At 57.5% G+C, this 12,032-nt stretch carries 11 protein-coding genes; 6 read left to right on the top strand and 5 right to left on the bottom strand.

The window, feature by feature from the left end:
* Positions 1 to 223: 223 nt before the first annotated feature.
* Positions 224 to 682 (bottom strand): hypothetical protein, encoded by a 459-nt coding sequence (locus tag PK28_RS12805; RefSeq protein WP_044514410.1) that lies wholly within the window; start codon positions 680 to 682, stop codon positions 224 to 226.
* 93 nt (positions 683 to 775) lie between these two features.
* Entirely contained in the window at positions 776 to 1,342 is a 567-nt protein-coding gene (locus PK28_RS12800; protein WP_044514407.1) for a 2'-5' RNA ligase family protein, read from the bottom strand.
* 550 nt (positions 1,343 to 1,892) lie between these two features.
* Between PK28_RS12800 and PK28_RS12795 the strand changes: the two genes are divergently transcribed.
* The 4 genes from PK28_RS12795 to PK28_RS12780 all read left to right on the top strand — a co-directional run bounded on the left by PK28_RS12795 (position 1,893) and on the right by PK28_RS12780 (position 6,810).
* A complete protein-coding gene (locus tag PK28_RS12795; protein ID WP_044514404.1) occupies positions 1,893 to 4,154 on the top strand; it encodes a hypothetical protein in 2,262 nt (753 codons plus the stop codon).
* Positions 4,155 to 4,156: 2 nt separating this feature from the next.
* Positions 4,157 to 4,345, top strand: a complete 189-nt coding sequence (locus PK28_RS21345) for a DUF2256 domain-containing protein (protein ID WP_044514401.1) — start codon at positions 4,157 to 4,159, stop codon at positions 4,343 to 4,345.
* 99 nt (positions 4,346 to 4,444) lie between these two features.
* Positions 4,445 to 6,076 carry an amidase gene (locus PK28_RS12785; protein ID WP_044514398.1) on the top strand — a complete coding sequence of 544 codons (1,632 nt, stop codon included), beginning with the start codon at positions 4,445 to 4,447 and terminating at the stop codon, positions 6,074 to 6,076.
* Positions 6,077 to 6,234: 158 nt separating this feature from the next.
* Positions 6,235 to 6,810 (top strand): Riean_0653 family protein, encoded by a 576-nt coding sequence (locus PK28_RS12780; RefSeq protein ID WP_044514395.1) that lies wholly within the window; start codon positions 6,235 to 6,237, stop codon positions 6,808 to 6,810.
* A 6-nt stretch (positions 6,811 to 6,816) separates the two neighbouring features.
* Here the strand turns inward: PK28_RS12780 and PK28_RS12775 are convergent, their stop codons facing one another.
* Both PK28_RS12775 and PK28_RS20475 read right to left on the bottom strand, forming a co-directional pair.
* Positions 6,817 to 7,356, bottom strand: coding sequence for a hypothetical protein (locus PK28_RS12775; RefSeq protein ID WP_044514392.1), 540 nt, complete (start codon positions 7,354 to 7,356; stop codon positions 6,817 to 6,819).
* A gap of 102 nt (positions 7,357 to 7,458) precedes the next feature.
* Entirely contained in the window at positions 7,459 to 7,734 is a 276-nt protein-coding gene (locus tag PK28_RS20475; protein WP_156126377.1) for a hypothetical protein, read from the bottom strand.
* Between the two features lie 149 nt (positions 7,735 to 7,883).
* Between PK28_RS20475 and PK28_RS12770 the strand changes: the two genes are divergently transcribed.
* Positions 7,884 to 9,791 carry an ABC-F family ATP-binding cassette domain-containing protein gene (locus PK28_RS12770; protein ID WP_044514388.1) on the top strand — a complete coding sequence of 636 codons (1,908 nt, stop codon included), beginning with the start codon at positions 7,884 to 7,886 and terminating at the stop codon, positions 9,789 to 9,791.
* Positions 9,792 to 9,930: 139 nt separating this feature from the next.
* Here PK28_RS12770 and PK28_RS19735 read toward each other — a convergent pair whose 3' ends face one another.
* On the bottom strand, positions 9,931 to 10,428 hold the full coding sequence (locus PK28_RS19735) for an REP-associated tyrosine transposase (RefSeq protein ID WP_197070414.1): 498 nt from the start codon (positions 10,426 to 10,428) through the stop codon (positions 9,931 to 9,933).
* 268 nt (positions 10,429 to 10,696) lie between these two features.
* On the opposite strand from PK28_RS19735, the gene PK28_RS12760 reads away from it, so the two are divergent.
* Complete coding sequence (locus PK28_RS12760; RefSeq protein ID WP_071885150.1) at positions 10,697 to 12,028, top strand: type IX secretion system plug protein; 1,332 nt, start codon at positions 10,697 to 10,699, stop codon at positions 12,026 to 12,028.
* The last annotated feature ends 4 nt before the right edge of the window (positions 12,029 to 12,032 follow it).

Below are 12,032 nucleotides of genomic sequence, written 5' to 3'. Positions count from 1 at the left end.
AGGATTAGAAGAGAAGCTACAAAAGGCACTTTGCAGCAATATATTACTGCTGTATACGGGGGGGCTAAAGATAGGGACATTGCTTATAATTATAAACAGATAATATATCTTATAAAATATATTTAGTGCGTTGTTTTAAATGCAACTACCTGAAAAACAAAAGAGTTCTGCGCAGTTGAAACTGGCAGAACTCTTGGTAAGCGGCCACGAAATATACTATTTGCTAAAAGCGGAATAGTGGGCGGGCCGGGTTCCAGATGCCCCACGGAATCATCACCAGCACCAGCAGCAGCGCAATCAGAAACCAGGTGAAGGCCTTCTTGTGCTTCAGCACGGGGTCGGTGGCTTTTTTGGAGAGCGTCCGGCCCACCTGCGCGCAGATGACGGCCAGCAGCATGCCTACCAGATGCTCTACGGCCCAGAAACGGCTGCCGGGGTCTTTCATCACGGCGCTGCCCGCTTCAAAAGCTTTCATGCCGAGGGGGCCAGTGATGTACAGAATCAGGCCCAGGAGCAGCTGCAGGTGCATGGAGCCCACAAAAGAGGCGCCCATGCCATTATCGGCCCCGGTCCAGGGGCGGCGGCCCTGCCAGCCACCCAGGGCACGGAAAATAGCAATCAGGCCAAAAATGAGCACCAGCCAGCGCGTCCAGGAGTGCAGCAGAAGTACGATTTGATACATAGAGAAGAGAAAGGTGGTTGGAGCGGGTAAAGGTCGGAGGGGAGGGGCAGATTACCGCAGCCGGGCGGCAAAATCTACCGGACTTGTGTGGTTTTAAAACAGCAGCGGCGTTTTATGCTGCTTGTGGCCGGCAAAGGAAAAGTTTTTTTCCTGCACAAATAAGTCGCCTTCCTGCCGCAGAATGGTGAGGTTGTTAATGGTGAGACGCAGGTTGAAGGTTTGCTGATTGAGGTACTGCAGCACCGGGCCCAGCAAATCGGGGGTGGTATCGTGCAGGGCCAGGGAAATATGCGGTAGCCAGCAGTCGGGCCCGCTGAACTTATCGGTGCGCAGGCAGAGCGGCGCGGTGGCTTTTAAGATGCGCCGGTGCAGGTCGTTGAGGGCATCGCAGCGCAGCACCGGAATGTAAATAACCGGGTTAGGGCCCGGAAACACGCCTAGGCCGGTGGTGAAAGCGGAAAAAGGCTGGGTATGGCGGGCTACGTCCTGCAGCACCGCTTTCAGCATAGACAACTTGCGCACTCCGGCCAGCTGGTAAGTAATGTGGGGGTCGGGCGTGGCCTGCACGTCATCCAGCCCAAACTCCGCCTCCAGGCTTTTGATGATGGTATTGATGCGGGCCGCGCTTTGCGGGTTTAGCAGGGAAGTTATGGCGAGCATCGGGCGGTTGGCGGCAGCGGAGGGAACTGCCGGCGCCTGTTTAGAACGTCTTTCCTGCCAGGGAGTTGGAACTGAAACGGCCATTAGATTCGGAGCATACACAGAATTCAACAATCGAATAAAAGCAACAATAAGGCAATATGCAGCGCTACGGATAATTAAAACTTGCGGGGAGCAGAATTGTGCTGCCGGAAGTTCATCCAGCCTTAGGCAGCATACGGCTGGGCGCGGCGGCCGCTAAAGAAAAATTAAGACCGTGTGCGCCAGGCCCGGTTTCCGGCTTCCACTAAAACCGCTGCCTGCCCGGAATGGTATAAGCCGGGTGCTGCCTGAGTGCTAAGGTAGGCGTTGCGGCGTGGCAAAGCGCAGCATTGCCCTGCCGGTAGCGCCAGGCAGTGCCGGCAGGGCTTCCCGCGGGGCGCCAGGGCAGGCCGGGCGTAAGCGCAACGTGCTGGGTGCAAACCTTCAGGCCTTCCTTTCGTTGATTACCTGCCGCTGCCGGCTAGTGCCGGGGCTTTGTTTTCGACTCTCTGCTGCCGGTCCGTTATCTGTGTTTGATTCTGCCCCTGTATTTCTGAAAAATACCCCCGCGCCCAGGCCGGCTGAGCCGCGCCGCCGCTGGGCATGGTGGCAATGGCTGGGACTGATTCTGGTGGTGCTGGCAGTGTTAGTGGGCATTCTGCTGCTGGCCCTGGACCCCTGGTTACGCCGCAAAGCCGAGCAGGAAGTAGCCGCCCGCACCCACGGCCGCTACCAGCTGCACATCAACACTCTGCACACTAATCTGTGGCACGGCGTGCTCGATGTGCAGGGCATTCGGCTGCGCACCCGTACGGCCGTGGCCAGTAAGCTGCCCGTCCTCACGCTGGATGTGGGCCGGGTGCGCGTGGCCGGCGTGGGCCTCTGGCAGCTGCTACGCCGGCAGCAGGTGCCCATAGATAGTTTGCTGATTAGCGCGGTGCGGTTGAATTCGGGTGCCTGGCCCGCGTCAGAACAGGCCGCTGCGTCAATGCATACCCGTTTGCCCACGCGGGTGCCGGGGCTGCGGCTGGGCTACCTGGGTTTACAACGGGTGCAGCTGGCGTACCAAATCAGCCAACAGGACTCCATCCATTTAAAAAGAGGCGACTTTTCGGCCCGGGATATTCTCCTGAGCCGGGCCGGCGCGGCTGATACGCAGCGCATTGGCTACGCCGCCCAGCTTGCGCTGCAGCTGGTCGGCCTGCAGGCCCGCGCAGCCGGGCACCGCGTGCAGGTGGCCCATACCCGGTTTACCTCCCAAACCCAGCAGCTGCAGGTCGATTCTGTGCGCATTATCCCCTTGCAGCCCATCAGCAACCAACAGAGCCGCACAGCCCGCATAGCGCTGCAGCTGCCCCAACTGGTGCTCACGGGGCTGCAGGCTGCCCAACTAGCCCGGCAGCAGTTCCAGGCCGATACGCTGCGGCTCATGCGTCCCGAGGTAGTAGTGGTAGCGCCGCGGGTTTCTCCCGCGCCCTTGCACCAGCTGCTGTCGGCGCTTACCCGGGTTTCGCTGCAAAGTCTGGTGGTGGCCGGCGCCAAAGTGCAGGTAAAAGGCCTGGCAACGGCACCACAGGCCAAAAACGTGTCGCTGCAGGGCAAGGCTATCCGGGTAGATGCGGCCAGTGCCCGCAACCCCGCGCGGGTGCTGTATGCCCGTTCCTGGCAGCTCAGCACCGGGCCGGGCTCGGTAGCTATTGATGCGCCTTATTACAAGCTGACTTATCAGGGGCTGACGCTGAACACGGCGCAGCAGCAACTGACCATCACCCGTACAAAACTGGCTCCTACCATGCCGCTGGCTGCTATGGCCCGGCGCAAAGGCCACCAAGTGTCGCACATTACGGTGCAGGTGCCGGTGGTGCGCGCCTCGGGGCTCAACTTTGCTGCCCTTCAGCACCAGGGCGTGGTGCGCGCCCGCAAGCTGGTGGTGCAAAACCCGCTGCTGCACCTGGCCGGTGATGGGCGCTACCCTATCAGCCAAAAACCGTCGCTGGTAACGCCCGAAAAACTAAAGGAGCTGCCCTTCCCCCTAGATATCCGGCTGCTGCAGCTGCAGAAAGGCAATTTGTTTTTTGTGTACCGGGCCCTGCGCAGCCCGCAGCCTTCGCGCACCAGCGTTACCCAGCTCAATGGCACTATTCGCAACCTTAACACTGTAGCCGGCTCTGGCCGCGCCGCGCAGCCCGCTGTAGTGCAGGCCAGTGCGTGGTTTCAGCGCCGCAGCTTTGTGCGCGCCACGGCCTATGTTCCCTTGCTGCAGCCCAATGGCCGCCACCGCATTGTAGGTACGTTTGGTCCGGCACCATTTAGTATTCTGAACTCGATTACCGAATCATCCCGCTCACTCAAATTTTCCAGTGGCCGCGTAAAGCAGGTCGATTTTGCCATGGTGGTGGACCGACAGGGGGTGGAGGGTACCATGAAAGCGGCTTACTCTGATTTAAAAGTGGCTTTTTTATCTCTGAAAGGAGGGGAGGCCCACTCCACGTTGGTAACCAAAGTTGGCTCTAAGGTGGCCAATGCCCTGGTTATCCGGGACAATAACCCCCGCCAAAGTAATGAGGCCCTGAAGCCCGGCACTATCCAATCGAAGCGCAACCTGCGGATGTCGGTATTTGCTATCTGGCAGCAGGGGCTGGTGAGTGGTATGCTGAACAGCATGGGCGTGCCGGACAAGCTGGCCAAAAAGATGAGTGAGGCCACCCCCGCGCCGAAAACAATGCCCGCCATGGGCAAGGGAGGACAGCCGGTGGAAAGCAAACGGGTATCGTTAGAAGGCAGTAAATAACCATGCCCAAAGCCCGCAGTAAAAGCGACCTGCCCACTAAAATATGTGTAACCTGTGGCCGGCCCTTTGCCTGGCGCAAGAAGTGGCAGGCTAGCTGGGAAGCGGTAAAATACTGCGGGGAGAAGTGCCAGCGCAATCGTCTCAAACCGCCAGCAGATAGTGCCGGCAGCGGCCTGCCCAAGCGCCAGTAGCAAGCCGCACAGCAGTAGATTTTTCCTGGGTCTTTTATTCCTGCTAAAACGCTGGAAAAGTCCAATGTACAGGGCTAACTTACCAGCAAAAATCGACCAATGAACCGAAGAATATTTCTGCGTAATAGCGGCCTGGCCAGTGTAGCCCTTTCCACTTTCTCGTTGGGTGCCTGCGCCCCGGAAACCAAGGAAAAAAAGGCCGGCGCCCCCGACGCGGCCGACAACGCCGCCGATAGTTTTGAATTACAGGAAGCCACCATCAACGACCTGCAGGAGAAGATGGGCAGCGGCCAGCTCACTTCGCGGGGAATTACGGAGCTGTATCTGAAGCGCATTGAGGCCATTGACCGCAGCGGCCCCACGCTGCGCTCCGTGCTCATCACCAACCCCGATGCCCTCAAAATTGCTGATCAGATGGACCAGGAGCGCAAAAACGGCAAAGTGCGCGGCCCTCTGCACGGCATTCCAGTGCTGGTGAAAGACAACATTAACACCGCCGACCAGCAGCCCACCACCGCCGGGGCCCTGGCACTGGCCGGCCACAAAGCCTCGCAGGATGCCTTCATTATCAAGAAGCTGCGCGAAGCCGGGGCCGTAATCCTGGGCAAAACCAACCTGAGCGAGTGGGCCAACTTCCGCTCCACGCGCTCTACCAGCGGCTGGAGCGCAGTGGGTGGCCAAACCCGCAACCCGTATATTCTGGACCGCACCCCCAGCGGCTCCAGCGCCGGCTCGGGCGCGGCGGCCTCTGCCAACCTCTGCGCCGTAGCCATTGGTACCGAAACCGACGGTTCCGTAGTGTCGCCGTCTTCCTGCAGTGGCCTGGTGGGCATTAAACCTACGGTGGGCCTGCTCAGCCGCACGGGCATCATCCCCATTTCTGCCAGCCAGGACACGGCCGGCCCCATGACGCGCACCGTCCGCGACGCCGCCATTCTGCTCTCCGCTCTGGCCGGCCCCGATGCCGCCGACCCCATAACCCAGCAAAGTGCCGGCAAGCTGCAGGCCGACTATACCAAATTCCTGGATGCCAACGGCCTGAAAGGCAAGCGCATTGGGGTAGAGAAAAGCCACCTGACCGGCACCAACGATGCCGTAGCGCTGCTGAAAGAGGCGGTAGAATTCCTGAAAGCGCAGGGAGCCACCGTGGTAGAAGTAGAAGTGCAAAAGCAGACCGATCCGCTGGGCTCCGCCGAGTACGACGTGCTCTTGTATGAGTTCAAAGACGGCGTAAACAAGTACCTGGCCACTGCCGGGGCTCCCGTGAAAACCCTGGCCGATGTTATTGCCTTCAACAAGCAGAACAAGGACAAATCCATGCCTTTCTTCCAGCAGGAAATTCTGGAAGCCTCGGAGAAGCTGGACGGTCTGGATAGCCCCAAATACAAAGCGGCCCTCAGCAAGTCGCAGAACGGCTCCCGCAAGGCCCTGGACTCTATCCTGCGCGACAACAAGCTCACTGCCATCATCGGCATTACCAACGCCCCCGCGCCCTGCATCGACCTGATAAACGGCGACTACTGGCCCGGTCCGGGCTTTTCCGGCCCGGCCGCCATGGCTGGTTACCCGCACATTACCGTGCCCATGGGCCACGCCCACGGCTTGCCGGTTGGGCTGTCGTTTGTGGCCGGCGCGTATCAGGAGCCGGCCTTGCTGACTCTGGCGTATGCTTATGAGCAGGCCTCCAAGAAGCGGGTGGCCCCAGAGTTTCGCAAGCCGTTTGTGGGCTAATGTGGCCCTGTATTTCTGCGATTCATATCATCTTGGCACTATTTACGCACTTTGAAAGTGCTAGGCCGCAGAAATGAAAGCCTGCGTCTGCTGTTCCCATACGCTGCGTTTACTTCGTAGCGTATGGGAACAGCGGGCACCTGGTTCAAATCACCGCTATGAAAATCCTGCCTTACCTTGTTCTGCTTGCTGCACTGCCCTTCCAGAGCTGCAAAAAATCAGGCGCTGACCCTAAGGCTGAGCTGCCGGCGGCTACCACTACCGGCGCCGAGACGCTGGGGTTCCGGGTGTTTGGCGGGGTGTGGGTACCGGCCGGCCGGGTGTGCGGCATCTACGGCTGCGCCGATAACCAGGTAGAGGCCTCCGCATACCGCAACCCCGATGGGACGCTGAATTTACAGATCAGTGCCTACCGCACCGGCACCCGCCTAAATCAGGCGTTTGTACTTACGGTCGATTCTCTCGGGGGACCAGGGGTATATCCGGCCCGGCTGGCAGTGCCAAAAAGCAACGGCGGGCACGTAAATAATCAGCTTTCCTTCACTGATAATGAATTCGGCGGGGTTGCGTACCAGAGTTTGCTCAACGGGGCTACTACCATCACTATTACAAAAATAGATACCGTGCAATCCATCGTATCCGGTACGTTTGAAGGCCGCCTGGACGAAACGACGAATGCCGGGCGCACCATCGAGCTAACAGATGGCCGCTTTGATGTGCTCTACAACCGCTAGGCTGGTTTAAGGAATATACTGCTCCGTCAGGCTGGTTACTACGCCTTGCTTTGTTTCGATGATAAAAGGCGTGGCGCTGAGCAGCTCCGGGTTTCTGGCCTGTAATTGAGCAGGCGTTATCGTGGTCTGCTGCAATTCGGTAGTACGGTCCCAGAGAGTGATAACGGCCTGCTCGCTGAGCGGAAAAGTGCGCTGGCGCGCATCGTCATTCACGATGTAGTAATCGTTGAAAATGGCATAGGTAGTGTCACCGTTCTGTACAGTCAGCTCAGCGTCGCCTTTGCGTCTGGCGGCGGCTATGGCCGCTTCGCCGTTCAGGAACTGGATGTAGTCCGCAGTGACGTAGTAGCGGCCTTTGTCCTGATAAAAGCGCTTGATGTAGGCGTGGTTGCGGCCGGTTTCGCCTACGGTTTCGGTGGTGGAAACTTCGCCCTTCACGGCGGCGGGTACGGTTTCCGTAGTGCCGCCATTGTCTGATTCCTGTTCTGTAGAACGGCAGCTGGCGAAGGTGAGTAGGAGGGGGAGCGGCAGGAGGTATTTATACATGAAAAACTATAAACAAAGTTGCGTTTTCATAACGCGTGCCTAACTCAATATCCACAGTGTTAGGAATACAGGCTATCGACCGAATTTTGTTAATAAGACGATTTAACTAAAAAAATAGCTTTTAATGATGCTTATTATGAAGCCTAAAACAGAAATAGTTATATATTGTCTTACAAACATAATAACTGCAATGCCAAAAGGGGGGCTTGGGGTAATATATTGATTCAAAAGATCATCAAATTCTCCTTCATTCATGTTCTCAGATAAGGCTAATGCAGTTGCCTGCTTGAACTGTTTTTTTCGAGAGAAATAAGCAGTTATATATACTAGTATTACATCTAAGGTAGAAAATATACTAGGAGCTACTAAATATTTCATGAGAGGTGGGATATTTAGAAACCCAATACATATTCCCTCAATAAGAGTCCACATAGGTTATTGCATGACGATTAAACAGTAGCCAAAGTTAGCCTAGTTGCTTCAATCTACAAACCCGTACCTTTGCGGCCTGATACCTCGCAAAGTAGATGATTTCCATTTCTGACCTCGATTTTCACTTTGGCTCGCGTACTCTGTACGACAAGGCCAGCCTTCATATTAAGCCCAAGGATAAGATTGGCCTCATTGGGCTGAACGGCCGGGGTAAATCTACGCTGCTGCGCATTCTGGTGGGCGAGTACAAGCCCGACGGCGGCAGCATTTCCATGAGCAAGGACGTGAGCCTGGGCTTCCTGAACCAGGATTTGCTTTCCTACGACTCGCACGAGCCCATCCTGATTGTGGCCATGCAGGCCTTCGCCGAGGCGCTGGACGTGCAGAAGAAGATTGATGAGGTGCTGCTGGAGTTTGAAAACAACTACACCGACGACCTGGTAGACAAGCTGGCCGCGCTGCAGGAGCGTTTTGAGGCGCTGGGCGGCTACACCATGCAGGCCCGCACCGAAGAAATTCTGGAAGGTCTGGGCTTTACCACCGAGGAGCTGCAGAAACCCCTGAAGCTGTTCTCCGGCGGCTGGCGCATGCGCGTAATGCTGGCTAAAATCCTGCTCCAGCAACCCTCTTTGCTGCTCCTCGACGAACCAACCAACCACCTGGACTTGCCCTCCATTAAGTGGATTGAAAACTACCTGGCCGGCTACGAAGGCGCCGTTATCATTGTATCGCACGACCGGGAATTCCTGGACCGCACCACCAACACCACGGTGGAGGTAACGGGCGGCAAGCTGGTGCCCTACGCCGGCAACTATAGCTTCTACCTGGAAGAAAAGGAGGAGCGCAACGCCATTCAGAAAGGCGCTTTTGAAAACCAGCAGGCCCAGATTAAGCAGGCCGAGCGGTTTATTGAGCGTTTTAAAGCCAAAGCCTCCAAAGCCAAGCAGGCCCAGAGCCGCGTGAAGGCCCTAGACAAGCTGGAGCGCATTGAGGACGTGGCCGGCGACGACGCCAAGGTGAACATCAAGTTCAACTTCACCGTCACGCCCGGCCGCCACATTCTGCGCATGGAGCACGTGAGCAAGAAGTACGGCGAGAAAATCATCTTCCGCGATACGCACGTGCACATTGAGCGGGGCGACAAAATTGCCCTCATCGGCGCCAATGGTAAGGGTAAATCTACTCTGATGCGGCTGGTGGCCGGCTCGGAGGCGCCCACCAACGGCAACCACCAGCTGGGCCACAACGTCATCATGTCGTTCTACGCCCAGCACCAGCTGGAAAGCCTGCGCATCGATAATGAGATTCTGCAGGAAATGGTGGAAGCCGGCTCCAAGCGCTCCGAAATGGAGTTGCGCTCGGTGCTGGGCTCCTTCCTGTTCACCGGCGACGAGGTATACAAGAAAATCAAGGTGCTATCCGGCGGCGAGAAAAGCCGCGTGGCCCTGGCCAAAACCCTGATTTCGGAAGCCAACTTCCTGCTGCTGGACGAACCGACCAACCACTTGGACATGCAGTCGGTGAACATCCTGATCCAGGCCCTGTACCAGTATCAGGGCACCTACATCGTCATTAGCCACGACCGTTTCTTTGTGGAGAACGTGGCCAACAAAATCTGGTACATCGAGGATTTCCAGCTGAAGGAATACCCCGGCACCTACGCCGAGTGGGAGCAGTGGATGGAAGACCGCGAAAAAGCAGCCAAAAAGGCGGCGCTGAATGCACCGGCACCCAAAGCCGCCCCCAAGCCCACGCCCAAAGCCGACGCCGGCCCCGCCAAAACTCCCTCGCCCGACCAGAAAAAAGCCCTGCGCGAGCTGGCCGAGGTAGAAAAGAAAATTGAGGAGCGGGAAAAAGAGCTGGCCCAGTACGAAGCCCAGCTAGCCGACCCCCAGATTTACCAGAACGCCTCCCAACTGAAAGACACCACGCTCAAGTTTGAGCAGGTGAAGAAAGAGCTGGCCCAGTTGAACGACCGTTGGGAAATGCTGGCGGAGATATAAGGCCGAGTTAGATCAATTAAGATAGTAGCGCGAAGCTCCGGCTTCGCGTACGAGTGCAGCGAGTAACCACGCGTCAGCCTACGCCTGGAACTCGCGTTGCTCGTACGCGAAGCCGGAGCTTCGCGCTACTATTTTTGCGCTACTCTTCCTTCCAGTACGAATGGGGCCAGATTTGCCAGTCATCTACTAAGCCTGCTTTTACGGGGTTTTCCAGCACGTAGCTTATTACCCGTTCCATTTCGGCAGCATCACGCACCAGGTGGTCGTAGCTTTCCCGCTGCCAGAACTGGCCAGTGCGTTGTAGCAGTAAATTAGCTTTGGCAGCCGTATAGCTTTTGATGGATTGTAGCGTGCGGGCCAGGGGCTGCGCATCATCGGGTAGCGTAATGACCAGATGGACATGATTGGGCATAACGCAGTAACAGATCAGCCGATACGCCCGGTCATCATAATAGTGAAGGGCCTCGCGCACTGCTTCTGCCACTGTAGGCTCTGAAAGCCAGATTGGCCCGTGGTCGGCCTGATCAAGGAGATGGTCAAACCTGCCGAAGTAGCGCTTCTGCCGAGCATAGGCCTCACTTTCATCAGCATCTTCCTGAGAGAGAAGATTCCATTCATCCCGCAGTTGGTCAAGCACAACACGTGGCAGGGAATCAGCCAAACGAAAAGTTATAAACAGGTTAGTGCCCGGTGGTAAAATATGGGGCAAGTTGCGCCGGTATTGAATCAGGTCTGAACTAGCCATAAGCCGACTTACTAAGTTAAAAGTAGCGCGAAGCTCCGGCTTTGCGCACGAGCAGAGCGAGTTTCTACGCGTAAGCTATTCGTCAGCGCCAGCTTGCTACTCGCTTCGCTCGTACGCGAAGCCGGAGCTTCGCGCTACTATTCATATTACATTCGCGCTTATGCATCACCGTTTCGCACCCGCTCTGCTTTTCCTCGCCACCGCCTGCGTGCCCCTGGGTACGCCAATAACCGACCCTAACGCTGCCCGAACGGGCCAGAGCAGCCCGGTGCAAACGCCGAAGGTGGCACTGCGCTACCAGGACTATATCTACTCCAAAGATGTGCAGTCGGTGCAATGCTACGTAGGCTCCGGGCAACCCACCGAGGTGTTTGAGCCGCCCGTAGTGCCGCTGGCCCAGGCGCAGCCTGTGGTGCTGGAGTTTGACGTATTGGGCCAGCAAAGCCAGCGCCTCACCGCTAAGCTGGTGCATTGCAACGTGGACTGGACGCCCTCCATTCTCACCGATATTCAGTTTCTGAGTGACATCAACGAGTTTCTGCTGACGGATTACCGCACCTCCGTGAATACCCGGGTGCCGTATTTCCACTACCGGTTGCGGGTGCCGCGCGTGAAAATCAGCGGTAACTACCTGCTGGTGGTGCAAAACGGGGCGGGCACGCCGCTGCTTTCGCGCCGGGTGCTGGTGTACGAAGAGCAGGTGCGCACCTTCCTGCAGCCGGGCCCGCTGGCCGCGGGACAGGAGCGCTACACCATGCAGCAGCTCAACTTTGGCATTAGCTACGGGGGCGTGAACCTGGTAAACCCGGCGCAGGAAGTGAAAGTGGTATTGCGGCAGAATTTCCGGTGGGACAACGCCCATTATAACCTGCGCCCCACCTTTGTGCGCGATGCGGAACGGCGGCTGGAATACCAATATTTTAACTTTGAAAATGCCTTTCTGGGTCTGTCAGAGTACCGGTTTGTGGATTTGCGCAGCTACCGCGCCTTGGGCGTAGGGGTAGCCAAGCTAAATGCCGAGGCCACCCCGCGCGCGGCCCTGCTGCAGCCCGAAGCTACCCGCCGCGAGCAGGCCTACACCCAGTACGAGGACGTGAATGGCCAGCGCGTGTTCGAGAGCCGCGACTACGGCAACGGCGCCACTAACGCCGATTACCTGGACGTTACTTTCCGGCTACGCGCCCCACAAGCCGCTCCTGGCCCGGTGTACGTGCTGGGCGCTTTGTCTGACTGGCAGCTAAAAGAGGAGTTCAAACTGACGTACGATGCTGCCCAGCAGGAATACACGGGCCACGCGCTGCTGAAGCAGGGCTATTACAACTACTCCTTTGCCGTGGGCGGAGCCGCCGTTCCCAACGAAGCCTACTTTGAAGGCAGCCACCAGGAAACCGAAAATGAGTACGACCTGCTGGTGTATTACCGCCCGCCGGGCTCCCGCGCCGATTTGCTCATTGGCTACCAGCGCACCGCCGTGAACGGGCGCCGGCCGTAGCCCG

It is taken from the genome of Hymenobacter sp. DG25B, assembly GCF_000801315.1.
Lineage (GTDB): Bacteria > Bacteroidota > Bacteroidia > Cytophagales > Hymenobacteraceae > Hymenobacter.
The sequence above is the reverse complement of the archived record's forward strand: the minus strand, read 5'-3'. Positions and strand labels throughout refer to the sequence as shown.

Coding starts and splice junctions, on each gene's coding strand:
- PK28_RS20475 (WP_156126377.1), bottom strand. CDS start 7,734: ATGAAATATTTAGTAGCTCCTAGTATATTTTCTACCTTAGATGTAATA.
- PK28_RS12785 (WP_044514398.1), top strand. CDS start 4,445: ATGAACCGAAGAATATTTCTGCGTAATAGCGGCCTGGCCAGTGTAGCC.
- PK28_RS21345 (WP_044514401.1), top strand. CDS start 4,157: ATGCCCAAAGCCCGCAGTAAAAGCGACCTGCCCACTAAAATATGTGTA.
- PK28_RS12805 (WP_044514410.1), bottom strand. CDS start 682: ATGTATCAAATCGTACTTCTGCTGCACTCCTGGACGCGCTGGCTGGTG.
- PK28_RS12770 (WP_044514388.1), top strand. CDS start 7,884: ATGATTTCCATTTCTGACCTCGATTTTCACTTTGGCTCGCGTACTCTG.
- PK28_RS12775 (WP_044514392.1), bottom strand. CDS start 7,356: ATGTATAAATACCTCCTGCCGCTCCCCCTCCTACTCACCTTCGCCAGC.
- PK28_RS12760 (WP_071885150.1), top strand. CDS start 10,697: ATGCATCACCGTTTCGCACCCGCTCTGCTTTTCCTCGCCACCGCCTGC.
- PK28_RS12780 (WP_044514395.1), top strand. CDS start 6,235: ATGAAAATCCTGCCTTACCTTGTTCTGCTTGCTGCACTGCCCTTCCAG.
- PK28_RS12800 (WP_044514407.1), bottom strand. CDS start 1,342: ATGCTCGCCATAACTTCCCTGCTAAACCCGCAAAGCGCGGCCCGCATC.